Origin of the sequence: Parabacteroides merdae ATCC 43184 (genome assembly GCF_025151215.1) — a bacterium.
Lineage (GTDB): Bacteria > Bacteroidota > Bacteroidia > Bacteroidales > Tannerellaceae > Parabacteroides > Parabacteroides merdae.
This window is the reverse complement of sequence record NZ_CP102286.1, coordinates 3,985,004-4,010,325: the sequence shown is the minus strand read 5'-3', so window position 1 is coordinate 4,010,325 and position 25,322 is coordinate 3,985,004. Positions and strand designations below refer to the sequence as shown.

The window sequence follows — 25,322 nt, the reverse complement described above, 5'->3', positions numbered from 1 at the left end:
TTTCCTCCTTCAAAATTTATATGTATATGAAACCGACGGTATGATCGGAAAAATACCAATAGACTTGAATGCATTCCGATAGGTGACATTCGGATTCCCATAGTCGTCTGATCCAGCCTCCTCTTTGACATCTCCTTTATAAACCAGGATAGGATTCATCCGGCTGTACACGTTATAAATACTAATATTCCAAACTCCCATACGCCCCTTCTTTTTAGGACGATATATATTAATGCCCACATCCAAACGATGGTAGGCAGGAAGTTGATAATTATTACGTTGGTCATAATAATCTTCACCAGTCCCATTCCCCCAGAAAGGTCTTTCTCCCGGTTGGTGCAGATGGTCACTCGGATAATAATTTTCCAGTGACAATGTTGTATAATTACCAGACGAATAAGTCCAGGCAGCCGACAGCTCTACTTTTTTGGAGAGTTTATGCATGACAACAATATTCAATTTATGCCGATTGTCGTAACGGGAAGGATAGCGCCGTCCTTTATTTATTTCGTCAAACTGACGATCCGCCCACGCCAGCGCATACCCGACCCATCCGGTTGTTTTTCCTGTTTGCTTACGAACCATAAACTCCACTCCGTAAGCACGCCCTTCACCGGAAGCCATCTTATTTTCCCATGAAACGGATGAAGGAATCAGACTATAACCATCCTTATATTCCAACAAGTTGTTCATCCGTTTATAATAACCTTCAACAGAAAAATCCAATAGCTGATTCCAATTGTAATAACCACCCAAAGAAATCTGGTCACTGACAAGCGGCTTCAACTTATTAGTCACCGGCATCCAAGAATCAGTCGGCAAATCCATAAAGCTGTTACTGATCAAATGTACATACTGGTTCATACGGGAGTAAGAAGCTTTCAAACTAACATCCGGTGAAAGCAACCAGCGCATAGAAACACGCGGCTCAATACCGGTATACGTCCTGTTATCAATATTAAACAGGCTGAAACGAAGTCCGACATTTAAACGAAAAGCATCGGAAATCGACCAATCATCTTCAGCATAGGCAGCCAATTCATGTGCCCACAACTTGTCGTCGGAAAAAGTTTTAGCAATCTGCATAGAATCCGGCAGACTATTGTCCAATGCTTTCATCCGGTTATACTCCGGTTGAAAATAATGAATCAGGTAATCACCGCCAAAACGGATACGGTGTGCCGCCACCGGTCGATAATCAAACGAGGTACGAACACCAAAATCCGTGATTCCTGTCACATTGGTCGTCTCGTCCAAAGAATACTTATATCCGGAATCACCTTCCTTACCGGAAACATCTTCCTCTTTATATCTGATTTTAGAACGATATCGCGTATAGAAACCGGACAATTTTCCGAATAACTTATTACTGAACGCATACGTCCAGCCAGCAGAAGCGACCAAATTCCCCCAACGCATATAGGCGTCGATCGTATTACGATATTCGCTTGTATATTCGGAATAAGCAAAATCTTCACTTTCTACTTTCAAGACATCATTCCCGTTATAGAGGCTCAAATACATCCTACTCCGGTCGCTGAAACGATGGTCGATACGAGCATTCAAATCATGGAAAGCATAACGGACATTAATACGTTCCCCATTCTTTTTATTTTTCTTATTTACAATCGCCAACACAGGAGCCGTCAGCACATCCAACCACGTACGCCTAAGCGCTATATTGAAAGAAGTCCGGTCTTTCCAAATCGGCCCTTCCAGATTCAGATTACCGGAAACCAACCCTAAAGAGGCGGATCCATGATACTCTTTCATATTCCCCTCCTTGGTATGCACATCCACCACCGAAGAAAGGCGTCCGCCGTAACGGGCCGGGAAACCGGCTTTGAAGAAATTCATGCCTTTAATCGCCTCATTGTTGAACGCAGAGAAAAAACCGCCGATATGATTCACCTGATAGACAGGATTACCATCGACCAGAAAAAGGTTCTCATCCGAATTTCCACCCCTAACATACAAACCAGAAATACCTTCCGTCCCAGCCGACACTCCAGGTGTCAATTGCAAGGTCCGGATAATATCGGCCTCCCCCAACAAAGTCGGAGTCGCACGAATAGTAGCATGATTCACCTCCAATGTTCCCATTTGCGTACTACGGACCGTTTGGCGGGTTGTTTCCAAGGCTGTCACCAACACTTCTCCGATTGCGGCATTAGGCTGCAAATCGATTACCAAGACTGTGTCTTGCTTCAACACTGGAATTGTGAACAGATGGCTCTCATAACCGATATAAGACGCTTGCAAACGAACGGGAGCACCATCACTGCCCGACGGTACAGGCAACGAAAGACTAAAGAATCCATAGGTATTGGCAGCCACACCGCTCAGGCTGTTCACTTCATACACAGAAGCCCCGACCAGGGATTCTGCGGAAGTTTTATCCCGCACAAAACCGCTGATCGTGACCTGTCTGGGTTTACGTTTCAGAACGACAATATTTCCTGTCCTCTTGTACACGAACGGATAGCCGGCAAAAAGTCGTGCCAGACAATCGTCCAATGCAGCATCGTTCACTTTGAAACTCGTTTTCTGAAACTCTTTCAACAAAGATGATTCATACGAAAAAGTCACTCCGGCCTGCTTCTCGATCTCTGTCAGAATCTCCTTCAAAGAAACGTTCCACATGTTCAATGTAACCGTTCGAACCTCATCTCCACCATTTACCTCTGCCGACAACTTCTCCGATATCAAAAAACAACTCAAACACACAAAAACACAGGTAAACCATCCTCTCGACATAAACTTCTTCATCTTATCTTTATTGACTTTTCATCCATAAGACAGGAAAACAGGAAAAACCCCTACTCGATCCGGAAATTTTTTTAAATCAATCATAAACGGCAAACGGATTCCAAGAGGGTTCTTTATCACCGAAAGGCATTGTAAAACGGCGATGGGCCAGTTGGCAACCGGCAACAATTCCAAAACCACCTTCGACATTCGTATAAGTGGCGGTGGGTTCCACCAAACCATCTAAGTAAGCATCACCCAACGAGATAGAGAAATTACGGATTACAACCAGATACCGATAGTATTCTTCCGAAATAGCCATCAGACGAATATCATAATGCACCGTTGTCGTTACAGAATCGCCCTTAAAGGAACTATCGACAGGCCAGAAAGAAGAGCGGACCGTATAGTCTTTGCCATCGAACATATCGTCCGTAAACGTGCCCCGGCAAGTCGTCCCATCTAACTGTTCAATAACCGGATTCGTCACTGTCGAACGAAATACCGGATCTTCATAAACTACACCCAACCAATCCGTATAATTAAGTTCTGACCGGTACATCGAACTACAGGTTATCACACTGTCTCCCTTCTGGAACTCTGTCTGTTTTTCAATTATCAAGCGATAATAGTTTCGTTTATCCGGCTTGTCACGGAACCGGACATACAGCCGTATGGAAGGATATTCATATCCTCCATAACCAAAGCGGGTAAAACGGACCGTATCGACAGACAACACCTCCACCGGATCCGGGATAACTGTCTCTCCCCCTACCGGATCGAAACCACCCGCCTCTGCTTCCAGCCGTAAGCGATCGCCGGCCCTCACACGGCATCTGGGCAACACGTACCGTCCTGTAAACCGGCTATCGGAAACGGGCTGCATACGTCCTTGCAAACGGTCGTTTATAAACACTTGTATGCTGCCATCCTCGACCCCGTCGTCCGTAACCGTGTCCAAGACAAACCAACTTTTGGACAAGAAAGCCGTCACATCCGTATCCGGCGAAACGGAAGCATTCAGCACCAGGCGTGGAGAAACGGGCGGAAGGACCAGCACCACGTCGCGGGTACAAGAGGCAAACAAAAGCAGGCACAAGGCAAACAGTATCTTCTTCATCGCCATCAGAATTTATATGTATAAGAAACGGAAGGGACGAAAAGAAACAACAAGGTCTGCTCCAACACGACCTCCCGCCCTTTTTCCGTTTGATAATAAATAGGCCGGACTGAGAAAGGATTCGCCTTAAAATAGGCATTGCAAAGACTCAGGTTCCAGATTCCCATACGCCCGTTCTTCTTATACCGGTAGAAATTAGCACCTAAATCAAGCCGGTGGTAAGCCGGAAGCTGGTAATTGTTGCGCGAACTTGCGTTCTCGCCATATCCCCACCTAAGCTCCTCCTGATAGCCGCGCTCCGTCAGCTCCGGTAACGGGCGGTATTGCACATCCTGAATCGTCAGGTGATTACCGGACTTATACATCCAGGCTGCCGTCAGCTCCACTTTCCTAGAAAGTTTGTAGGAAGCGACGATATCGACTTTATGCCGGTTGTCGTATTTGGAGGGGAAACGATGTCCTTTGTTGACCGTCCCATCCGGAAACCAGCGATCGGACCAGGAGAGCGTATACCCGATCCATCCGTTAAACCGCCCGGTCTTTTTCTGCACCATCAGTTCCAAGCCGTAAGAACGTCCCTTCCCCACTCCGACCCGGTCTTCCCACCCCTCAAAAGAGGGAAGAACCGGACCGTTATCCTTATATTCCACCAGATTATTCATCCGTTTGTAATAGCCTTCAGCCGAGAAATCCAATTCTTTATAATGCCAAAATAGGCCACCCGTTACCTGATGCGCATGCATCGGACGGATATTCCCGGTAACCGGAACCCAGATATCCGTCGGCTGGCTGATATAGCTGTTGGACAATAAATGGATATATTGGTTCATCTTCGTATAGGACACTTTTGCCGACAGGTTCCGCCCTAACAGATAGCGGGCGGAAAAACGGGGCTGGAATGACTGGTATGTCTCTCCTTGCACATGGAAAAGGGTAAAGCGCAACCCGGCATTCACCCGCAACCGGTCGGTCAGCAACATTTCGTCTTCCGCATACAGGGAAACTTCGTGGCCATGAATCAAGGAATGCGAAAAGACCGTATTATTCATTTGCGAAACAACCGAATCCTTATACCAGGAACTCATATTGCTCTGTTCGGGACGAAAAAGATAGAACAGGTAATCGCCTCCCATCCGGACCCGGTGGTCGACATTCGGGCGATAGTCAAAAGAGGCTCTCAGACTCACATCTTCCATAGCCGAACGATAATGCCCTTCCTGAAAATAGACCTGTCCGCTCTTATCCGGCGATGAGACAAAAGCATTCTGCTTCTGGATTATATGCGAACGATAGCGGGTATATCCTCCGGTGAAAGTGGCAAACAGTTTCCGGTTAATCAGGTAGTTCCACCCGGCAGACCCGATCAGATTTCCCCAGCGCCAACGGAAGTCCCGATCTTCACCATGTATATCTTTCGAATCCTCACCGTTACGATAACTGTCACTTCCCATGTAAAAACTCAGATAAGCACGGCTACGGTCCGTAAAAGAATAATCGACTTTAGCATTCATATCGTAGAAATGGTATCCCCCCTTCCATTCAGTATCGGCCTTCTTGTTCACTGCCGTCATGAGTGGCCAGGTAATCAATTCCATCCAAGTACGCCGTACCGACACGTTGAACGAAGACCGATCCTTGATGATCGGCCCTTCGAGATTGGCACGCGCCGCCAGCAAGCCGATCGAGATATTCCCGTGATATTCTTTCCGGTTTCCTTCGTTTGTACGCACATCTACAACAGAAGAAAGTCTCCCGCCGTATTCTGCCGGAAAACTTCCTTTATAAAAAGTGGCATTCTTCACAGCATCCGGATTGAAAGCCGAAAAGAAGCCTAACACATGGTCTGTATGATAGACCGGATTTCCATCAAGCAAAAACAGGTTATCGTCGCCATCACCTCCCCGCACGAACAAGCCACTCATGCCTTCTGTTCCTCCGGTCACACCCGGTAGCCGTTGCAAAGTCTTGACAACATCCGTTTCGCCCAACAGGGCCGGCAACGATTTCACCCGGCTTGCCGGGACATCCGACACCCCTACCCGACTGTTCAAAACATCCGACCGGGGAGAAATTCCTTTTATCACGACTTCCCCCAGTACCCCGGCAGGCGATAGGGAGAGATCGATCATCGTGTCGCAGGTCAACTCGAACGTAACGAAACAGGGCTCGTAGCCGACATAAGAAGAAGACAGCACCACTTTCCCCGGAGGTAGCGTAATACTGTAAAAGCCGTAATTATTGGAAACCGATCCTTTTCCGGAAGAACGCTCCACCACGGTTGCCGCAATCAGACTCTCGTAGGATACGGAATCCCGCACAAACCCACTGATGGTATATTGCCGGGGTTTCCGTTTCAATATAACATAACGTCCCGTAATCCGGTAAACAAGAGGTAAAGGCTCGAACAACCGTTTCAGGCAATAAGAAAGAGACTCGTCGCGCGCCGTCAACGAAACATGGCGGAATTCTTTCAACATCGACGATTCATAGGAAAAAAACAGGCCGGTCTGCTTTTCGATCTCCAGCAAAATATCCTGTAACGGTACCCGCTTCATATCCAGCGTGACAGTAGGAGTCGGGTCCGCCAACAGGGGCAAAGGTTCTTTCGCTCCGATCAGCGGGCAACATATACAAATCCCGATGACAAATAGGTAAACACGATACATATTTTTTATTTATCTTTCCGGGGAACCAATCGGATATCCAACGTCTGATTGATAACCATCAGGACTTCGTCAAGAGGCAGATCGTTGAATGTTGCGGTCAGTCGGGAATCCGGCGAATCCACTTTGTTGATGATCTCCACCTGGTAATACTCGTTCAGGTCCCTGATCACCTTCTCCAAAGGCGTATCGTTAAACCTCAACTGCTTCGTTTTCCAGGAAAGATTATTCGGATTCTCTTCCTTCAGGATATCTATTTCTTTCTTTTCATTCGAATAAGAGGCCGACATTCCCGCTGTCAGGATAACCGGTTCAGGCTCCTTTCCGGCAGCAAAACGCACTTTTCCCGTAACGACATCGACTTCCGTCATGTCCGGTTGTTCACTAACTTGGAAGCTGGTACCTAAAACCGTCACCTCCGTCATGGCAGTATGAACGGAAAAGGGGCGCGCCTCGTTCCTCTTCACCTGGAAAAAAGCTTTTCCCGTCATCTCCACCACACGTCTTTCCTTTCCATATTTCTTCACATCATACCGAAGTGTCGAATTTCCGGCCATAGAAACCAGCGTGCTATCCGGCAAATAAACATCTTTTAATTGCCCCGATACAGTAGCGACAGATACCCATTCGGGATTATTACGCTCTTTCACATAAAAAGTGCCGAATCCAATAAGCAAAAGCACAACAGAAGCGGCCGCCATCCAATAACGGCGAAAAGCGACCTGGCGGCAGATTCCCTGCCGAAAGGCAAACCGTTTCCAAGCCTTATCCTCATCCAAGCTCCCCTCTTTGTAGTGCCGGACTACAAAACGAAGGCGTTTTTCAAATCTATCATCTCGCTCGTTGTTCTTCATTTCAATTGACAATTGATAATGGACAATGGACAATTGCCACAACCCTTTCCATTGTTTATTTTCCTAATTTAAATTTATACCCGACAGATAAACTGAAAGTATGGTATTTCAAGTCGACCGAATCATATTCGTATTCCTTGCCCAAAGAGGCATCGTAACCGACATTCATCACACAGGAGCCTATTTCCAATCCTGCCTGAAACGAAAGTCCCCAGTCGAAAGAGTTATCGTGCGTCCAACTTTCATGACTAAAACCTTTCTCTACCCATCCGCCACCATACAAATAACCTCCATTACCTCCATAATAGATAGAGCCATAACTTTCATGACTGCTACTATTACCCGGTGTATATTCATTATACACAGCTATATTTTTATCTCCCATCGAATAAGCGATATAAGGACCGGCAGCCAGATTCAACCGTACATTATCCGCTAAACGGAATGACAAATTCGCCATCAACGGGACTTGCAAGAAATGACGCCTCGTCTTATAATAGCTTTTACTAAAAGTAGACTCCGACTGATCGTCTATTGTCGGGTAAATGTTCCCGAACGAAGTCGATTGTCTCGAATATCCCCGTTGAGCATAATACAACCCCGATTTCAATGAAAAACGGTCCGGTTTAACAACATACTCCACTCCAACTCCGATTTTCCAACGGGCATTCCAAGTGTATCCCGGTTCATCGATATAAGAAGAGCCGCCTCTCTTGACGGCCGTCATCCCGACTTCCGGCGTCAACGACCACCGTTGTGCGCTCACCGATACCACACTCATCATCAACATCACAAATAACACGAATTTCTTCATTTTTCTTTTTTGTATTAGTGATACATAAACATTTAACCTTTCTATCACTAAGACCGGAAATCTGAAAAAACCCCTATTCATTCAAGAAAAAAAGAAACAATAAATCCGTATGGCAGTTTCCCGCAAAGTCTTTAATGCTTTTCCCATCTGGTTTTCAACTGTTTTAATGGAAATATGCAACTCCTCCGCAATCTCCTGATATTTCAATCCGTCCCGCTTGGAAAGCAGAAATATTTTCTTCCGTTCAGCAGGCAATCCGTCGATAGCCGCCCAAAGACGCGCATCCCGTTCCGATTGATATATCTGTTCCTCTTCCGACAGGTCTTCTATATCAGCAATACATTCCGTTGTCTGTAACATATCGGAAGACTGGGCGATAAGCGTAAGGGAACGGTTCCGTACCGCCTGATAGAGATAGGATTTAAAGTTAGCAATTACCATATCATGGCTGTTCTTATCCCAAACATCGGCAAAAACCTGCTGCACGACGTCCTCGGCATCTTCCGTTTTTTCTGTAAAACGGAGTGCAAACAGGCACAAGGGCTTATAAAACTCCTTGAAAATACGTTCAAATTCACCCGCAGATATTGCCGCCATACATTTGTTACTTGTCTCTATTCACTGCAAAGTAAAGTAGTTTTCCATTTAATAATCCGATTTTCAGGTTCTTTATTATGATTTTAATAAATTATACCGCACAAAATCACCTGCCTTGCAAACATAAACAAAACACGGACTACACAGACTACACGGTTTTAATTCATCCGTGAGGTCGGTGCAATCCGTGCCTCAAATATAGTAAGCCTGAATATGCTTATCCTCTGAATCCGATAATCTCACGCACTTCACGCAACGTTTTCGCAGCGCTCTCGCTTGCTTTTTCGGCTCCCATGCGGGCTACTTTTGCCAAATAGTCTTCGTTGGAACGAATGTCCAAGATACGTTCACGAATCGGAGCACAGAAATTATTGATATCTTCAGCCAACTGCTTTTTCAAATCTCCGTAACGGATCTCGCAATTGTTATATTTCTCATTGAAGAAATCGAAAGTATCTTTTGTCGATACGATCTCCATCATCGTAAACAGATTGGCAATCGGTTCGGGTTTCACACTGTTCGGTTCCGTCGGACCTGCATCTGTCACAGCTTTCATCACCTTCTTCTTGATTGTCTTTTCATCGTCGATCAGGTAGATAGCATTACCTTCGCTCTTCCCCATCTTGCCGGATCCGTCCAGTCCGGGAACTTTGATCGCCTTATTGGAATAATAGAAAGAGGCGGGTTCCGGGAAACATTCGACTCCGTAAGTTGCATTGAAACGACGGGCAAAACGGCGCGCCATTTCCATATTTTGTTCCTGGTCTTTCCCTACCGGTACTTTCACCGCCTTATGAATAATGATATCGGCAGCCATCAGAGTCGGGTAGGTCAGCAAACCGGCGCTTACGCTATGTTTATTGCCTTCGTTGAAAATTTCCTTTTCCACATCCCCTTCCGTGGTGTTGACACGGTCGATGTGCAACTGCTGGCGTGCCTTATCCTTGAAAGAAGTAGTACGCATCAACTCGCCGATCCCTGCATTCATATTCAGATACAGATACAATTCGGGAATTTCGCGCACATCGCTCTGAAGATAGATGGTCGCTTTTTCCGGATCGATGCCACAAGCCAGATATTCGGCCAGGATCGTCTTTACACTGTTACGGATATTATCAGGATGCGGATGTGTAGTCAACGAGTGCCAGTCTGCAATAAAGAAAAAGCAATTATACTCATTTTGCATTTGCAAAAATCCTTTTACTGCTCCGAAGTAATTCCCCAGATGCAAATTACCCGTTGGGCGAATGCCACTTACTACTGTTTCCATTTTCTTTCTTAAATTATTAATATCAAATGGCGACAAAGATAGCAATTATTTTGACAGATTCCGAATCTTTATGCCTCCGGCTGATCCAATATCTCATCATGAAGATATGAAAAACAAAAATATAGTTCATGTCTATCAATAATTCGGACAAAGCCGTTACGATCATATCGTAATTAAATAATATTCGTATATTTGTATCGTGACAACATATTAAAAGCAAATAAAGTCATGAATAAATTGTTATACCTTTTATTGATCGCTGTCTGTTGGAGTTGCAGTCAGGATTCTGAAACAGAAAAACACCAGAGTAAACGGGATCAGGTGGTCGACGTACGGGACAAAATGAAAGAGTTTTCAACACAAGATGTGCTGATAGGCCGGATATCGAGGACTTATCTAATCGACAATTATTTAATTGTCACCGATTATAATTCACCGGACAAACTCATTCATCTGTTTGACAAAAACACATTCGAACATCTTGCCAGCAGTACATATCAGGGACAAGGTCCGGATGAGATTACAATTATAGGCCATGTCGGAATCGACGAGACGAACCGCCGCTTCTTTGTATCGGATCACGGCAAACTGAAAATATTCGCTTACGACCTGGACAGTGTTTTAACGACTCCGGAATATCAGCCAAGTGTAAAAATAGATATGAAGAAAAAACTGTTTCCGGATGATTATTTATATTTGAATGACACACTTTGCATTGCCAAAATCATCGAACCGATAGGTAACAACGATTATAAACCTTCGGTTGCCAGATGGAATATGGCAACCGAGGAAATAAATCCTATGCCATACGAATATCCCGATTTGAAAAAAGTCCGCTTCATATACGCTGCATCCGCAGAGCACCAATTATATGTCCAGTGTTATACTCAATACGACCTGATGACCATCTGTGATTTTAACGGGAATTTAAAATGCAATATCTACGGCCCGAAATGGGTAAACGAAAAAACACAAACCCAGCACTATTCTCTCGGAGTTGAATTTTGTGGAGATAAGATTCTGGCCCTTTATTCCGGTGGCGATCACCGCACAGACGCCTACTATCCAACAAAGTTCCTGGTCTTCGATTTAAATGGCAATTACCTCAAAACCCTGGAAACCGGATACATGATAACCGATTTCTGTTATGACAAAGAAAATAACCGGCTTATCATAAACTTAAACGATGAAATACAGTTCGCTTATTTGGATTTAGAAGGGATAATTTAGACTATATCAGTCCGACAGTCTTGGCTATGCAAAGAAACTTTACTATCGTTGTTATATTACGGACTGAATACACAATTCAGATAGATAAAAAGAGTAGATTCACATTCTGTCAGCCAACTTTGAACAAGTCTGTTTCCAGTATAATTTGGAAAGCCAGAAGAAAGATATCCTTCAAGCCTTTTCGCAATCGGATCACGATTTGTTCCAAGTGCTTTTTATCAGCACTCCCGATTTATTTGCGTGTTTGGGATTAACCCAGACACGCAAGTTATTGACAAACTTTTCAAAGAACTCATTTTATTTACTGCCAGAGCCGCTTAGGGTTGGCGAATTTTTAACGAACTATTGTGTATGAAATATACCAAAGAAAAAATAGGACCTTATCTTATAAGTTTTTCCCATTTCCTCTGTCACTGTATCACTGATTTCTTTCTATCAGTTGATATTCAAATTGTCTGATTTGTGATACATGCCCGTTTTCTCTATCACTACCCTATCACTGGCAATAGCAGTTTTTCTCATCCCTGTAAATCACGCGATTATTTTATGTAAAAACGAGTGCAAAATAGGTAAAACCGGGTGGTTTTCATTGTCTAGCACGGTACTTTAGTTGCCGGACACCCCCATGTTGCCATCCTTAACACCCGGGTGTACCGACTTTCTACACCCGGGTGTTAAGGATGGCAACATGGGGGTGTTTACGGAATTATCTGCTTGTCTTTGGCAAAAAAAGAGAGGGCTTTTGTGGAATGAAGAACCGTATTTCGCCGATTTAATACCTGTTATATTATTTTTACATTTGTTTATTCGATTATTCTATATGCTTTTTCCAAAGCATATAGAATACAGCATACTGATTATCAATAATATAACAAAAAAAACATGTTCCAGAGGTGATAGAGGAGTGATAGAGGAAAATGTCTTGTATCACTGTCTCTGACGCTTGAATATTAATAGCTACAACCTTTGGAGTGATGGAGTGATAGAGGATTTGCAGAAAACTTCATATGTAGATCACAACCCTGGAAAATTTTGATGCGGTTGTCCTGAAAATGGCAGGAATATGCCAAATTTTGAAGAACGCCCCGGTTATGATCCGCATGACCTACTACGGGTATCCTCCAGCCCGATGTTGCTCTCCCGGACAGTTCCAATATTCAGGCGATAAGATAAACCGGAAGCATTTTCAATAGACAACTCCGGAAAAGTTGTCAAATCTTCTCTCAGTCGCATTATGGTTTGCGTCATAGATTTCTTTATCGCTCGGTTTTGCTGCCTATTTTCTTCTGTCGATTCATCTTCGCTCAAAGGCCGCCCTAACACATCATTACAAAAAACAGGATAGCTGACAGTATGATCCGGCGCTTCCAAAAAGCGGATAAAAGCACGTAAACGGTTTCTTGCCAAAAAAACTTTATGATCCCGATCTTTCAATTCTCCCGTTTTCTTGCTGAAAAAAACATCCTGCGCTATCTCTATCCACTCCGAAGCATCCGAAGAAAGCGCTGCCGGTACGGGCGTAACAGGAGCAACAGCTGCTTTATTATACTCCACCTTTTTGCGGCGTTGCCATATATACATTATAATAACAAGAATGCACCACAGCAAAATCAGCCCCCAAATCAAAGGCATCCGGCTAAATAAATAGGAATGGGGGAACAGGACATACGCTTGTAGTTCTATTTGCCTTTGATCCTGTTCTACGCCAAAGACAATGGGGTCTAAAGCGATCCCTGCCCGAGATAACGGCTTATTCGAACAACTGACAAGGCTGTCGCCCTGTAAAAAAGAAACGGCAGTCCGGGCCATTATGCCTTCACTTTTCAGTTCTTCTTGAAAAAGACTGTCGAGGGTAAAGGCACGATTGGGATTTTCGAATGAAATGAACATCTGAAAAAACCATTCTCTTTTATCGATCAAAGCAAGACTATCCGCCTGCTTATTTTTTTTATAAACAACTTTTCCCTTTTCGGTCTCGATAACAGTAGAATCAGAAGAAATGCCGGTATCAGATCTTGGGAAAGAGATAAACTCCGGTTGCATCAGTTCCTTTTCCAGATCGACTGCATGACTAAAAAGATAAGTTGCTTTAAGAATCTGCTCATTTTTAATTTGAGAAAAGTAACAACAAGATAAAAACACGACCAATATCGTTAAAATCGATATCCCTCCAAAGACTATAATAAATCTATGTTTTTCCATTTTCATCTCATTTGTGAGACAAAAGTAACAAAACGAACAAGCAAAATCAACACTTTAGCAACATTTCACCGGAAACAGCAAAGTGTTTCCACTTTTAGTTGACAATCTTAAATCGGAAGATTACTTTTACGCTCAAAAAAGGAACATGAAAAAGAAAACAGTATTAAAATTGCTTTTTATTACAAGTTGTTTGGTGGCTGTGTGTAGCCTGTTTTACAATAATGAAACAAGCACATTGGACAGTCTGGCATTTCAGAATGTTGAAGCATTGGCCCAAGGCGAAAATGATGATGATGCCCATTGCTATGGTTATGGTTCAGTCGATTGCCGAAGCTACAAAGTAAAATATAAAATATCAGGTTTAAGTTTAGAATAATCGTGAAACGTTTTGCATACGTATTATTAATAGGTATCAGTGCGATAATCTCCTGTACCGATTCCCCCGGTACTTACTACCCACGATATTCGACTTTTCCCAATGAAAAGGCAATAAGTGCGCGGGTGATCGAACTGGACACTGCCCTCTTCCGCTACCCATTCCGGGTAGTGGTCAAAGACAGTATAGCTATTGTAATGGATTTGCATAACGCAGACAATTATTTTCATGCTTTCACATATCCGAATTGGAAACATATTGTTTCTTTTGGCAAACGGGGTGAAGGACCGGAAGAAATGCTTTCGGCCGAAACATTCCAGTTCAACTCCCTCGATTCCATATATGCACTCGATGCAAACAAGATGCAGATCTCACGCTGGGCGATTTCAGCAAAAGACCATTCAGCTACAAGACAGGAAGTGATACGATTAGATAAAAATCTAATCCGTTCATTAGATTTCTGTGCCACAGACTCTTGTTTTCTGATCCCGGACTATTTAGGAGAGCACCGATATTGGCAAGTCAATTACAGTGGTAAACCTATCAGAAGCATCGGTAAAATACCTACCGAAAAAGATTTGGCTTCGGAAATCCGCCCGGCATTAGCACAGGCATGGCGTAGTTTTATCGATTACAACCCGCACAATGGCATATTGGCAATGGTCACCCAATTAGGGGAATCCATCGAAATATACAATACCAAAGAGAATACCCATACCGTATTATACGGTCCGAACGGCGAACCCCGGTTTAAAAGCATCAAAGGTGAAGGCTTCCCGACCGGAATTATGGGATTCAGCGATATTGTTATCACAGACAAATATATCTATAGCGTATTCCAAGGAATCCGGTTTAAAGACAAATTAGCCTCTTATCAACGGGGCGAAAAGCCGGAAGACGGAGGGCGTTATATATATGTATTCGACCTGAAAGGAAATCCCATACAAAAATACACCTTAGACAAACCCATATACGGAATCGATATAAACGAAAAAACAAAGACGGTCATCGCCACATGTGTAGAAAGCGACGAGCCGATCATGGAATTTAAAATATAACAATAGATGAAACCACTGTTATACATATTATCTATATTCTTTTTGTTAACCTCTTGCAAAGAAGACAAGAAAGATCAATTTGCCCGTCTGGTTCAGGAATGGCAGGGAAAAGAGATCGTGTTTCCGCAGGATATGGCTTTCACTCGTTTCGTCACTGAGCAGGTGGAATACCGGATACCCGATGCGGAATATAAAGTGCTGATTTATGTCGATTCAACAGGTTGCACCAGTTGCAAATTGCAACTGCCGAAATGGAAAGAATTGATCGCCCATGTCGATTCGGCAACAAACAGCAACATCCCGTTCATTTTCGTCTTCCAGTCGAAAGATGATAAAGAATTGCGATATATCCTGAAACGCGACAACTTTAACCGTCCGGTCTGTATCGACCGGGACAGTCAGTTGGACAAATTGAACAAATTTCCGCAAGACATCACATTCCAAACCTTCCTGCTTGACTGGGACAACAAGGTGAAAGTGATCGGCAATCCGGTGCATAACTTGGAGGTCAAGGATTTGTATTTGAAACAGATGACCGGGAAAATATCACCGGGGCGCGACCGGATCAAAACGACGGCAAAAGCCATAAACAGCGAAGTAGACTTCGGCGCATTTTCGAAATCCGAAGAGAAAACGGCTGTTTTTGAAATAGAAAACACGGGAGACAATCCCCTTGTCATATTGGATATCAGTACCACTTGCGGTTGTACGACTGCAAACTATGACAAACGCCCAGCGAAGCCGGGAGAGCGGCTTCGTATTGAAGTCAGGATGACACCGAAAGACACAGGCTTTTTCGATGAAATCGTCACACTTAAATGTAACACAGCAAGTCCTGTCAAAGTAAAAATAAGAGGCCAAGTTCAGTAATTGAACGAAAGGGAGCCTGCCTGAAAAGCCTCAGAAACTACGACGGCAAGCTCCCCGAAACCCCTTAGAAAGGAGGTGTATGATGGTAATATAAACCGGACAAAACAGAATGATGCAAGTTCAGTACATCATTTGGCTATCTTGTTGCTTTAAAAGAATGAACAAAGATAGGGAATTTACTGAATCAAAAACGATAAAACAAAATACGAAAATGAAAAAGCGTATACTTGGAGCAGCACTTTTAGTAGCAATAGCAGTGGCTGCCGGCTGGAATTACAATCAGAGTAGAAATGAAGTGCCGCTGTCAGATTTAGCATTAGCTAATGCGGAAGCGTTAGCCCAAGGCGAAACAGATTGGGGAAATTGTACTTATTATGGTTGTATTGTTGATTTTAGTAGTACCTGTAATGTATATTCATCCATTTGGGGAAATTTAATAAAAGTTTGTCCAAACATGAGAGGATAAAACGTGTCGAATAAAGAAAGTGACTGAAGGAGCCTCTTCAGCACTTTCTAAAATAAATATACCATGAAATTAATCATCATATTATTATTGTTTCCCTTCGTCACATGGGGGCAAAATCTATTTCCATCCAAAGGTGTTCGCCGTACGACAACCCCTAACAATGGAAAGTTCGTAGATAGTCCGTCTTTCAATAGTGAAAGTAGAACTATCAGTAATAAAGCGACTAAAGAAAAAACCAACTACAAAATCTACACAAAGGAATACGTGGATCAAAAACATATACCAGATGAATTTGAACTGACTGAATTTGCTTATCCGAAAAAAGGAAGTACTGTGTCTTGGATCTTGACTCCGGATACATCAAATTGTCGACATGTGAAAATTTTCTCTTTTTATAGATCTGGCTCCATGTCTCTTCGAGAAAAAGTAACAACTGATTTGAACAAATATTTCGACTATAAGTTTTTCGACTATACCAAAGAGATGATTTACAATAAAGAGATTCCGTTATTGATCATATATGAGGCTGATATAGAAGATAGGATCAAACAAAAAACATTAAAATCCTTTTTGCATGACGGGAAATTGGATCCGAATGAAAAAGATCTCATCACGTCAAAGTTAAATCGTTACATAATAGTATATTATATAGCCAATTAAAAAATAAAGGTTATGAAAATTGCAAAATTTATCAGTATATGTATTTTTATTACATTTTGTTCTTGTAACAACAAAGGAGTTTATGAGAATTGCATATCTTTCAAATTGACAGATTTCTTGGATAAAGGCGAGATTAAAGGCACTGATCTTCAATTTTCTAAAGAGGTAATGCGTCCGACAGCATTACATATAGAAGATTCAATCCTTATTCTAAAAGAAGATATGGATGAACATATATTGCATATGTATAATGTTAATACAGGAGAGAAAGTTAACACATCTATTTCTTTTGGAAATGGCCCTGGAGAATTTCTTCATATACAACAAATACAATCATCTGACAGCCTATTATGGCTATCAGATGCACAAAGACCATTCATATCTGCTTATCGTAAAAAAGACATCTTATTTTCAGATACTATATCACCAACAGCAATAAAAGAAGTTATGCTGCCTGATCTTTTTGGAAATATCGTTATTTTACCCAATCACCATTTTATGACAACAGCTTATAATAGTACTCAAAAGCGTTTATCATTCTACGACTCAGAAGGCAAATTTATAGAAACAAAAGGTGAATACCCGGAATATGGAGAGATATTGACCCCTTTTGAAAAAATAGAAGGACTTTCCTGTTATGCTACCCTGTCTCCGGATAAAAATGGGATCTTCCTTTTTTATAAACAAACAGATTTAATAGAGCTATATGATATATATGGCAATTTAAAAAAAAGAATACAAGGTCCTGATTTGTTTTTTCCAGTAATCAAACAGACTATTCAAGATGAATCAGTTCATGTTAATTCTGTTTCAGGGCAATCACGAGATGCATATTTTTCACCTTTATCCATAAATGGGAGAGTATATGTTTTATACTCTGGGATCTATTTTAATCGTGAAAACCACAAATATCTAAAAGATCAACTTTTTGTATTTGACGATAAAGGAAATCCTCTACAACGATATACATTGGATTCGCCTATTTTCACCTTTACAATCAATCCTACGACAAATAAATTGTATGGATTAAGTGATAATCCTGAATTTCATGTGATAGAATATCAATTATAATTAAAGAGAAACATGGGAAAGAAAATCATCGGCGTAATCGCTTTTGCAGCGATCGCCGCAGTAGCAGGCTGGAACTACCAGCAAAACAAAAATGAGGTTCAACTCTCTGACTTGGCATTGGAAAATGTCGAGGCTTTAGCTTGGGATGAGAATAAATCAAACTATCATTTGTTTCCATGTCCATCAAGTTCCGGAAATGAATGCCGTTTTAAAGACAGTGAACGTCCTGAATGTTATGGTCCAACGTATTGTAGATAACCATGTACAAATTACTATTTCATTATTTATGCATAATTTGCATTAGTATATCTTGCTCTCAGAGAAGAGAAAATATAAAGACCGTTGATAATGACTTAGTTGAAATACAGAAGGAGGAACTTTTTTCCCTCCTTCTGACGTATTACAACTAAAGTCCTATTATTTGTCTTCTTCGGTACAAGTAGGTGCTAAACATATATTGATTGGATATAACCATAAGGAACATGCTTTGGATTGTATCGATCTTCTGGAGAAAAAATCATTCAAATTCCGTTACAAACAAGTGGTCCTAACGCCATAACTCGTTTAACTGGAATTTTTGCATATCAAAAAGACTCCATTTGGGTTGCTGATGAATCGGAATCCGTATTCCTGATTGATCCGAAAGGGAATGTGTTGAAACGTATTCAAATCCGTAATTCTTTGCAAGAAGACGAGGAATTGATCATAAATACGAATCATGCTATGTCTACAATTCGTTTGTATTACAATGCCCTGCACCAGTCGCTGCTATGCACGGTAAAAGATAGGTCTGTTTCGCCACCCCGATTCAAAGTAAAAGAAATTTTCCTCGAAGAAAACCAAAAGGTAAAAACTTTCAATTTATCTCCATCTATTGCGGAACCAGACATAAGCAAAGGGTATGCGAACATGAGTGAACCGAATGTCAACTTTCGGGATGATTACATTTTATATAATTATCCGATAGAATCACATCTCTACAAGATCGATTTGAACACAGGATCTGGAAAAATGTACAAAGCTGATAGCGATTACACTTCCAATAAAGCTCAAAAGTGTAAATCCAAAACAGATTATACAGAATGGCAAAGACACGGATTTGAAAATCCTCATTTTTTTGATATCATGTATCTTCCGACATGTGATATGTATGCCCGTTTGCATGTGGATGCCATTGATTTCGGTAAAAACGAAAACCTGGAATTATTATCCAGAGAACGGGATTTTTATTTATGTCTGTTTGATAATGAGCTTAATAAAATAAAAGAAATCAAACTGCCCATAAACACATTCAATCCTTATACAGGCTGGTGTCAGCTTCATGATGGAATCCTTTTTTTTGTAGATAAAATTACAGATCAAGAGATTTCCGAAGATTTAGAAGTGCATATCTTTCATCCTGTCATGATAAAGAATGATTGAAATATAGTTTCTCCCCTAAAACAATGAATATGAGATTGCAATATAAAACAACTACAAAATATCTGTTTTTTTCGTTGCCTTTCTACTTGATGCTTTTTGCTTGCGGCTTACAAATAACCGATGTGGAATACGCTCTGCGGGAAGCCGGAGAAAACAGAGGGGAGCTTGAAGCGGTTTTGTCGCACTACGCAAAACTGGATGATCGGCAGAAACTGGAAGCAGCCCAATACCTGATTCGATACATGCCTTACCATACTTCTTATGATAAAGGCATTGAGGACTATTATCACGCCATTGATTCTGTCGTTGCTTTATCAGAAGACAAACTTGAACAAGAAAAACATATCGAATCGCTTCGTCTTAGATTTGAAAGTAAATATAAACAGAAACGGGATATAGAGGTTATCACTTCGGAGTTTCTTATTCAGTCAATCGATGAAGCTTTCAAACAATGGAGAGAATGCGAATGGGCCGAACATCTGGATTTCGAACAATTTTGTGAATATCTATTACCTTATAAATGTTTTGAAGGGCAGCCGCTTACCGAATGGAGGAATGCCTATTACGATATTTGTAAAGGAGATATTGATCTGGCATATTTGTGTGACGAGTATAAACGAAATCCAATTTTTGCAGCAACAGAAGTGAATAACCAAATGAAAAACACACCTCAAAGTTTTGGATTATTAAAGACACTTCCGATTTATGATCCTGATATCATACTGAAACTTCCTTTTTCTAATTGTGCCACGTATTGTTTAGGGGCTGTCTTAATCATGCGTAGTAAAGGAATTCCTGTCGCTTATGATTTTACGCCCAATTGGTCTACAGGTAATAATGGACATTCTTGGAATACAGTTTATACAACGCGTTTTGGAAACTTGGAGTTTGCGCCCCATACGACAGATCCGGGCACAGTTCATTATCCATATTTGAAAGTCCCTAAGATTTTCCGCAATGTGTACAAACCCAATGAAGAGTATCTGAAAATCGCAACTGAGAAATATATCCCACCCAAACTCAGGAATATGTTTATACAAGATGTTACCGCTGAATATATGCCTACGATTGACATACGTATTTCGTTGCAGGAATCATTGAAGAGTGGACAATCTCCATTTATAGCCATCTATGATGGAAATAATTGGACTCCTGTCTATTGGGGGAAAATAGCTGGTAGTCATGTGGTTTTCGAAAGAATGGGACTGAATACCTGTTATATCGCCTTGGCGTATGACTCTAATGGCAATGCTATTCCGATCAGCAAACCGTTTTTGGCTTCTGCTTCGAAGCATATCCAATTTATAGAACCAGACACTTCAGCTTTTCGTACGATCAGATTGAATCGAAAATATCCTTTGGGAGACAATGTATTTTCTATTAGAAAAAAATAACAGGAGGTATTATCGAAACTTCTGAAAACAGGGAATTTGATCATACAAAGAAAATAGCGGAATTACCTCAAGGGAATTTAACAAATGGCACAGTGTTTCTTGATAAAAATGCCGAATATCGATATTGGCGTTTTACATCTTCTGATACAAGTCAGTGTGACATGGCTGAAATTTATTTCTATGATGAACATGATTCGATCATTCAAGGCAACATTATCAAATGTACAAATTCGATTTTTGATAAAAGCAACAACGCAGCTAATATAGCAGATGGTGATCAATTGACAAATTTCAGTGCCAAAGGAGAAGATTGGGTCGGTTTTGATTTTTGCCGGCCAGTAAATATATCCAAAATTTCGTATATTCGTCGTTGTGATGGAAATTCTATTCAGCCAGGATTGGAGTATTCTTTATATTATTGGGATAATAATAATTGGCAACTTATCAATACCAAAATAGCGAATGATGTTTTTATCGAATTTGAAAATGTGCCTCAAAAAGCCCTTTTGGCCATTAAATGCTCGCAGGGAAAGCAACAAAGAATATTCGTTTGTGATGAAGATAATAAAATTGACTGGTATTGATTGTAGCAACCTGAATATAAAATGATATATTTTTTAATCTAAAAGATAGATTGTGAAACGATGGATTAACATATTATTGAATCTATTTCTCGCTTTGGTGGTTCTGATCGCCTTTTGGCTCTTCTCTCAAGTCTTCCTCCTCGCCTCCTTCCGCATCCCCAGCGACTCGATGGAGCCGGAACTGGTCGAAGGGGATTTCGTGGCGGTCTGGAAACCGACGCTCGGCGCACGGCTGTTCGACCTCAACGCGACGCTGCGGCTGGAACAGACCGAGATACACCGCACACCGGGATTTCGGAAAACAAAGCGGGGCGACGTGCTGGTCTTCAACTTCCCGCATCCCAACGGCTGGGACAAGATCGAGATGCATATCCTGAAATACTACATCAAACGGTGTATCGGATTGCCGGGCGACACGCTTTCCATCCGGAACGGAAGGTTCCGGATAAACGGCACGAACGAACCGCTCGGGAACATGGATTCGCAGGAACGCATCGGGCGGACGTTGCCGGGAGAGTTTCCGGACGGTGTCTATAAGGCATTCCCGTTCGACTCCGTCATCAGTTGGAACATCCGGAATTTCGGACCGCTCTATGTCCCGAAAGCCGGTGACAAGGTCGAAATGAACCGGGAAAATTATCTGTTATACCGCAAGCTGATCGCATGGGAACAAAAAGCGGAAATCAACTATAATGATTCAACCGTTTTCCTGAACGGCGAACCGATACGGGAATACCGCTTCTTGAAAAACTATTATTTCATGGCGGGTGACAAAGGCCTGAACTCGCAGGACTCGCGCTATTGGGGCTTGTTGCCGGAAGAATATATCGTCGGCAAGGCGGCATTTGTCTGGAAATCGGTCGATCCGTACACCGGGCAGTTCCGCTGGGATCGGTTCATGAAGAAAATCGAATAAAAAACGGATAAGCATGGAAATAAAATACACCGGCATGGAACTCAAATTGCATAGGCATGGAATCCGGACTGCACTGGCATCCGTTTTCGGGGCGATGCTGATCGCCACGCCGTTCGTCGGCGACAGCGCATTGGCGAACGGCATTGTGACGGGGAAAGTCTTCTGGTTCCACCTGTCGATGGCGCTGATGGCGATCGGGACGGTTGTGACGGCATGGCCTGGCGGGAGGAAAAGCATCCCGTTTGCATTGCCGGACGGATTGTTGCTCCTCTTTGCCGGGATCACGCTCGCGACATACGACTGGCAGCTCGATCCCGAACCCGAAAAACTGCTTTTCGGCGGGCAGTTGGTCGTGTTGTGGTTTCTGTTGCGCTATTTTCTTACAGAGGCTCCTTGCCTGAAGTTCTTTTTCTTATTTGTGCTGATGCTCACCGGACTGGTCGAAGCCGTCTGGGGAATGCAGCAATTGCATGGCTATGCCTATTCCAACCATTCGCTTTTCCGGCTGACGGGTTCTTTCTTTAATCCGGGGCCTTACTGCGGGTACTTAGCGGTCGTGCTGCCGGTTTGCCTGTGGACGGCGTTGCGGTTTCAAAAGGGGATGCATTATTTCGGTTGGGTATGCGCCGGAGCTATCCTGATTGTCCTGCCTGCCGGAATGAGTCGGTCGGCGTGGATGGCGGCGGTCGTGGCTTGCGGATGGGTGTACTGGACGGAACGGATCGGATGGGAGAAGACGAAAGCTGTATGTCGAAGGTATAAGAATGCTACAATTCCTTTTATTGCAATTGTGGCGATATTGGTGGGATGTACCATTGCCGGGGTTTACGGGATGAAACAAGATTCGGCGGACGGGCGATTGCTGATGTGGAAAGTGACGGTGAAAGCGATTGCCGGACAGCCGCTTGCAGGAACGGGGTTAGGCGGATTCCCGGCGGCATACGCGGAGGCGCAAGGCGGGTATTTCGCAACAGGGAACGCAACAGACCGGGAGAAACGGGTGGCGGGATGTCCCGAATATGCGTTCAACGAATACCTGCAGATCGGGCTGGAACAGGGGGTCGGAGGGTTGATCGTGTTCGTGGCATGGCTGGGGAGCATGGCGTACTATGGAATCCGGAACAGGCAGCAGGGAACGGCCGGTGGCGTGTTGGCGTTAGCGGTGTTCGCGGTGTCGTCCTATCCGTTGCAGTTGCCGTCGTTTTGGGTGGCGTTGGTGTTTTTGGGGGCGATATGCGTGACGGAAGATGGGACGCGGACAAGATCATCTGCCCTATCCGTATCACCGGTGTGCCATATTACGATGATAAGTCTGTTGTCGCTTGCCTCCGTCTGTCTGTTCATCTTGCAGAAAGGGCAATATGAGGCATATAAACGATGGGGACGGATGCAGATGATCTACAACAACAAGGCGTATGAATCGGTTGCGGAAGATTATCACAGTTTGCATGACAAGCTAAAGCATAAACCTGAATTCTTGTTCGAAGAGGCGCAATGCCTCAGCAAGACGGGACAACACGCCGAAGCGATACGGGTGCTGGAACGGGCGAAGCGGCTGAGCGGAGACCCGATGATCCGGTACATGATCGCCAAAAACCGGCAGATGCTCGGAGATTACCGGGAGGCGGAAGAAGAATTGCTTCAGGCTATCGGGATACTGCCGGAGAGATTGTATCCATATTATTTGTTAGCCAAGCTATATGCAGAGCCGGAGTTCTACCAGGTGGATAAATTGCGGGCTGCCGCCGGAGCTGTGCTGACCAAAGAACCGAAGGTGGAAAGTACGGCAATCCGGGAAATGAGGGAAGAAGTAAAAAAGATAATAGAAAAAAAGTAATTACGAAAGGCTCGTAACTAAAATATGTTTGTATATTTGCGAAACAACTTTGATAAAAACAATAAAATATGAAATACTACAAATTGTTTGCTATACTGATTCTGGCCGGGATGATGGCTTGCTCCGGTGAAAAGAAAGAGAAAGGTTCCGAAGAAAGCGTAGAAACCGTTCTACCGGATGAGACAAACGAGGTGACGGTGATGAAGTTGAATACTACTGATTTCAACCACGAACTGATCAGTAACGGCAAACTGTCAGCCCGAAACTTTGTCGACCTAAAATTCGAATCGGCAGAACCGATCGCCAAGATATATGTGAAGAACGGCGATCGCGTGACGAAAGGGCAAAAACTCGCAGAACTCTCAACCTTCCGCCTTGCCAACAAGACAGCGCAAGCCAAAGATGCACTCGAACGCGCCAAACTGGAACTGCAAGACGTACTGATCGGACAGGGCTACAAACTGGAAGATTCTACAAAAGTACCGCCCGCAACCATGCAGTTAGTCAAGGTAAAAAGCGGGTATGACCAGGCACTGATCTCTTGGCAGCTTGCCGAATACGAACAACGAAACGCAGTCCTGACCGCCCCTTTCGACGGTGTCGTCGCTAACCTGTTCGCCAAACAGTTCAATACGGCTTCTACCTCCGATGTTTTCTGTTCCATTATCGATACCCGCACATTGGAAGCCGCTTTCACAGTTTTGGAAAGCGAACTGCCGCTTATCAAAACAGGCGATCGTGTAGAGGTAGCTCCTTTTGCCTTGTCCGATGTCACGGCTGACGGCCGTATATCCGAAATAAACCCGCTGGTAGACAAAGACGGGATGGTACAGGTGAAAGCTGCCGTAAACGATAAAGGTAAGTTGTTCGAAGGGATGAATGTACGAGTAAGTATCCATCGTTCGCTGGGTAAACAGTTGGTCGTTCCCAAAAGCGCTGTCGTACTCCGTTCCGGCAAACAGGTTGTATTCACATTAACGGAAGACAAAGCATACTGGAACTATGTACATACAGGTTTGGAAAATGCCGACAGCTATACGATCATTGACGGACTGAAAGAAGGGGATATCGTGATTACAAGCGGTAACATTAACCTGGCTCACGAAGCACCGGTCAAAGTAATTGACAATTAAAAATGGACAATTGACAATTCAGAAATCATAATTTATA

The 25,322-nt window shown here is 43.1% G+C and carries 22 protein-coding genes; 14 read left to right on the top strand and 8 right to left on the bottom strand.

Annotated elements, in window-relative coordinates; all coding sequences use genetic code 11:
- Nucleotides 1–9: 9 nt before the first annotated feature.
- From NQ542_RS16320 to trpS, 7 genes are all read right to left on the bottom strand, one after another.
- On the bottom strand, nt 10–2,769 hold the full coding sequence (locus NQ542_RS16320; RefSeq protein WP_005637733.1) for a TonB-dependent receptor: 2,760 nt from the start codon (nt 2,767–2,769) through the stop codon (nt 10–12).
- Between the two features lie 76 nt (nt 2,770–2,845).
- Nucleotides 2,846–3,868, bottom strand: coding sequence for a DUF4249 domain-containing protein (locus tag NQ542_RS16315; protein WP_005650681.1), 1,023 nt, complete (start codon nt 3,866–3,868; stop codon nt 2,846–2,848).
- A 5-nt stretch (nt 3,869–3,873) separates the two neighbouring features.
- On the bottom strand, nt 3,874–6,534 hold the full coding sequence (locus NQ542_RS16310) for a TonB-dependent receptor (protein ID WP_005637737.1): 2,661 nt from the start codon (nt 6,532–6,534) through the stop codon (nt 3,874–3,876).
- A gap of 5 nt (nt 6,535–6,539) precedes the next feature.
- Nucleotides 6,540–7,385 (bottom strand): FecR family protein, encoded by an 846-nt coding sequence (locus tag NQ542_RS16305; RefSeq protein ID WP_005637739.1) that lies wholly within the window; start codon nt 7,383–7,385, stop codon nt 6,540–6,542.
- 55 nt (nt 7,386–7,440) lie between these two features.
- Nucleotides 7,441–8,199, bottom strand: a complete 759-nt coding sequence (locus tag NQ542_RS16300; protein WP_005650686.1) for a porin family protein — start codon at nt 8,197–8,199, stop codon at nt 7,441–7,443.
- An 81-nt stretch (nt 8,200–8,280) separates the two neighbouring features.
- A complete protein-coding gene (locus NQ542_RS16295) occupies nt 8,281–8,796 on the bottom strand; it encodes an RNA polymerase sigma-70 factor (protein ID WP_005637743.1) in 516 nt (171 codons plus the stop codon).
- 217 nt (nt 8,797–9,013) lie between these two features.
- Nucleotides 9,014–10,066, bottom strand: a complete 1,053-nt coding sequence (gene trpS, locus NQ542_RS16290; RefSeq protein WP_005637744.1) for a tryptophan--tRNA ligase — start codon at nt 10,064–10,066, stop codon at nt 9,014–9,016.
- Between the two features lie 228 nt (nt 10,067–10,294).
- On the opposite strand from trpS, the gene NQ542_RS16285 reads away from it, so the two are divergent.
- Nucleotides 10,295–11,296, top strand: a complete 1,002-nt coding sequence (locus tag NQ542_RS16285; RefSeq protein ID WP_005637748.1) for a 6-bladed beta-propeller — start codon at nt 10,295–10,297, stop codon at nt 11,294–11,296.
- 1,089 nt (nt 11,297–12,385) lie between these two features.
- Here NQ542_RS16285 and NQ542_RS16280 read toward each other — a convergent pair.
- A complete protein-coding gene (locus NQ542_RS16280; RefSeq protein ID WP_227945701.1) occupies nt 12,386–13,498 on the bottom strand; it encodes a hypothetical protein in 1,113 nt (370 codons plus the stop codon).
- Between the two features lie 145 nt (nt 13,499–13,643).
- On the opposite strand from NQ542_RS16280, the gene NQ542_RS16275 reads away from it, so the two are divergent.
- The 13 genes from NQ542_RS16275 to NQ542_RS16215 all read left to right on the top strand — a co-directional run bounded on the left by NQ542_RS16275 (nt 13,644) and on the right by NQ542_RS16215 (nt 25,285).
- Complete coding sequence (locus NQ542_RS16275) at nt 13,644–13,874, top strand: NVEALA domain-containing protein (RefSeq protein ID WP_005637759.1); 231 nt, start codon at nt 13,644–13,646, stop codon at nt 13,872–13,874.
- A 2-nt stretch (nt 13,875–13,876) separates the two neighbouring features.
- The gene (locus NQ542_RS16270; protein WP_005650689.1) at nt 13,877–14,932 is read left to right on the top strand and encodes a BF3164 family lipoprotein; all 1,056 of its coding nucleotides are present in this window, start codon (nt 13,877–13,879) and stop codon (nt 14,930–14,932) included.
- Nucleotides 14,933–14,938: 6 nt separating this feature from the next.
- On the top strand, nt 14,939–15,802 hold the full coding sequence (locus NQ542_RS16265; RefSeq protein ID WP_005637763.1) for a DUF1573 domain-containing protein: 864 nt from the start codon (nt 14,939–14,941) through the stop codon (nt 15,800–15,802).
- Between the two features lie 157 nt (nt 15,803–15,959).
- Nucleotides 15,960–16,268, top strand: coding sequence for an NVEALA domain-containing protein (locus tag NQ542_RS16260; protein WP_370686468.1), 309 nt, complete (start codon nt 15,960–15,962; stop codon nt 16,266–16,268).
- Nucleotides 16,269–16,331: 63 nt separating this feature from the next.
- Nucleotides 16,332–16,928 carry a hypothetical protein gene (locus NQ542_RS16255; RefSeq protein WP_005637767.1) on the top strand — a complete coding sequence of 199 codons (597 nt, stop codon included), beginning with the start codon at nt 16,332–16,334 and terminating at the stop codon, nt 16,926–16,928.
- Between the two features lie 12 nt (nt 16,929–16,940).
- Nucleotides 16,941–17,999: a BF3164 family lipoprotein gene (locus tag NQ542_RS16250; RefSeq protein ID WP_005637769.1), complete on the top strand. Its 1,059-nt coding sequence runs from the start codon at nt 16,941–16,943 to the stop codon at nt 17,997–17,999.
- Nucleotides 18,000–18,011: 12 nt separating this feature from the next.
- A complete protein-coding gene (locus tag NQ542_RS16245) occupies nt 18,012–18,257 on the top strand; it encodes an NVEALA domain-containing protein (RefSeq protein WP_005637772.1) in 246 nt (81 codons plus the stop codon).
- Between the two features lie 234 nt (nt 18,258–18,491).
- Nucleotides 18,492–19,421 carry a DUF4221 family protein gene (locus NQ542_RS16240; protein ID WP_229032943.1) on the top strand — a complete coding sequence of 310 codons (930 nt, stop codon included), beginning with the start codon at nt 18,492–18,494 and terminating at the stop codon, nt 19,419–19,421.
- 23 nt (nt 19,422–19,444) lie between these two features.
- Entirely contained in the window at nt 19,445–20,815 is a 1,371-nt protein-coding gene (locus NQ542_RS16235; protein WP_260069695.1) for a hypothetical protein, read from the top strand.
- A gap of 161 nt (nt 20,816–20,976) precedes the next feature.
- Entirely contained in the window at nt 20,977–21,399 is a 423-nt protein-coding gene (locus NQ542_RS16230) for a discoidin domain-containing protein (protein WP_260069694.1), read from the top strand.
- A 52-nt stretch (nt 21,400–21,451) separates the two neighbouring features.
- A complete protein-coding gene (lepB, locus tag NQ542_RS16225) occupies nt 21,452–22,315 on the top strand; it encodes a signal peptidase I (RefSeq protein ID WP_005640614.1) in 864 nt (287 codons plus the stop codon).
- Between the two features lie 13 nt (nt 22,316–22,328).
- On the top strand, nt 22,329–24,152 hold the full coding sequence (locus NQ542_RS16220; RefSeq protein ID WP_005650697.1) for an O-antigen ligase family protein: 1,824 nt from the start codon (nt 22,329–22,331) through the stop codon (nt 24,150–24,152).
- A gap of 68 nt (nt 24,153–24,220) precedes the next feature.
- On the top strand, nt 24,221–25,285 hold the full coding sequence (locus NQ542_RS16215) for an efflux RND transporter periplasmic adaptor subunit (protein ID WP_005640616.1): 1,065 nt from the start codon (nt 24,221–24,223) through the stop codon (nt 25,283–25,285).
- Nucleotides 25,286–25,322 lie beyond the last annotated feature (37 nt).

Excerpts from the sequence above, each read along its gene's own strand:
- NQ542_RS16255 (WP_005637767.1), top strand. The coding sequence starts at position 16,332 with ATGAAATTAATCATCATATTATTATTGTTTCCCTTCGTCACATGGGGG.
- NQ542_RS16285 (WP_005637748.1), top strand. The coding sequence starts at position 10,295 with ATGAATAAATTGTTATACCTTTTATTGATCGCTGTCTGTTGGAGTTGC.
- NQ542_RS16305 (WP_005637739.1), bottom strand. The coding sequence starts at position 7,385 with ATGAAGAACAACGAGCGAGATGATAGATTTGAAAAACGCCTTCGTTTT.
- NQ542_RS16295 (WP_005637743.1), bottom strand. The coding sequence starts at position 8,796 with ATGGCGGCAATATCTGCGGGTGAATTTGAACGTATTTTCAAGGAGTTT.
- NQ542_RS16310 (WP_005637737.1), bottom strand. The coding sequence starts at position 6,534 with ATGTATCGTGTTTACCTATTTGTCATCGGGATTTGTATATGTTGCCCG.
- NQ542_RS16280 (WP_227945701.1), bottom strand. The coding sequence starts at position 13,498 with ATGGAAAAACATAGATTTATTATAGTCTTTGGAGGGATATCGATTTTA.
- NQ542_RS16235 (WP_260069695.1), top strand. The coding sequence starts at position 19,445 with ATGAATATGAGATTGCAATATAAAACAACTACAAAATATCTGTTTTTT.
- NQ542_RS16275 (WP_005637759.1), top strand. The coding sequence starts at position 13,644 with ATGAAAAAGAAAACAGTATTAAAATTGCTTTTTATTACAAGTTGTTTG.
- NQ542_RS16220 (WP_005650697.1), top strand. The coding sequence starts at position 22,329 with ATGGAAATAAAATACACCGGCATGGAACTCAAATTGCATAGGCATGGA.
- NQ542_RS16320 (WP_005637733.1), bottom strand. The coding sequence starts at position 2,769 with ATGAAGAAGTTTATGTCGAGAGGATGGTTTACCTGTGTTTTTGTGTGT.
- NQ542_RS16265 (WP_005637763.1), top strand. The coding sequence starts at position 14,939 with ATGAAACCACTGTTATACATATTATCTATATTCTTTTTGTTAACCTCT.
- NQ542_RS16300 (WP_005650686.1), bottom strand. The coding sequence starts at position 8,199 with ATGAAGAAATTCGTGTTATTTGTGATGTTGATGATGAGTGTGGTATCG.
- NQ542_RS16260 (WP_370686468.1), top strand. The coding sequence starts at position 15,960 with ATGAACAAAGATAGGGAATTTACTGAATCAAAAACGATAAAACAAAAT.
- NQ542_RS16315 (WP_005650681.1), bottom strand. The coding sequence starts at position 3,868 with ATGAAGAAGATACTGTTTGCCTTGTGCCTGCTTTTGTTTGCCTCTTGT.
- trpS (WP_005637744.1), bottom strand. The coding sequence starts at position 10,066 with ATGGAAACAGTAGTAAGTGGCATTCGCCCAACGGGTAATTTGCATCTG.
- NQ542_RS16250 (WP_005637769.1), top strand. The coding sequence starts at position 16,941 with ATGAAAATTGCAAAATTTATCAGTATATGTATTTTTATTACATTTTGT.
- NQ542_RS16245 (WP_005637772.1), top strand. The coding sequence starts at position 18,012 with ATGGGAAAGAAAATCATCGGCGTAATCGCTTTTGCAGCGATCGCCGCA.
- NQ542_RS16215 (WP_005640616.1), top strand. The coding sequence starts at position 24,221 with ATGAAATACTACAAATTGTTTGCTATACTGATTCTGGCCGGGATGATG.
- NQ542_RS16230 (WP_260069694.1), top strand. The coding sequence starts at position 20,977 with ATGGCTGAAATTTATTTCTATGATGAACATGATTCGATCATTCAAGGC.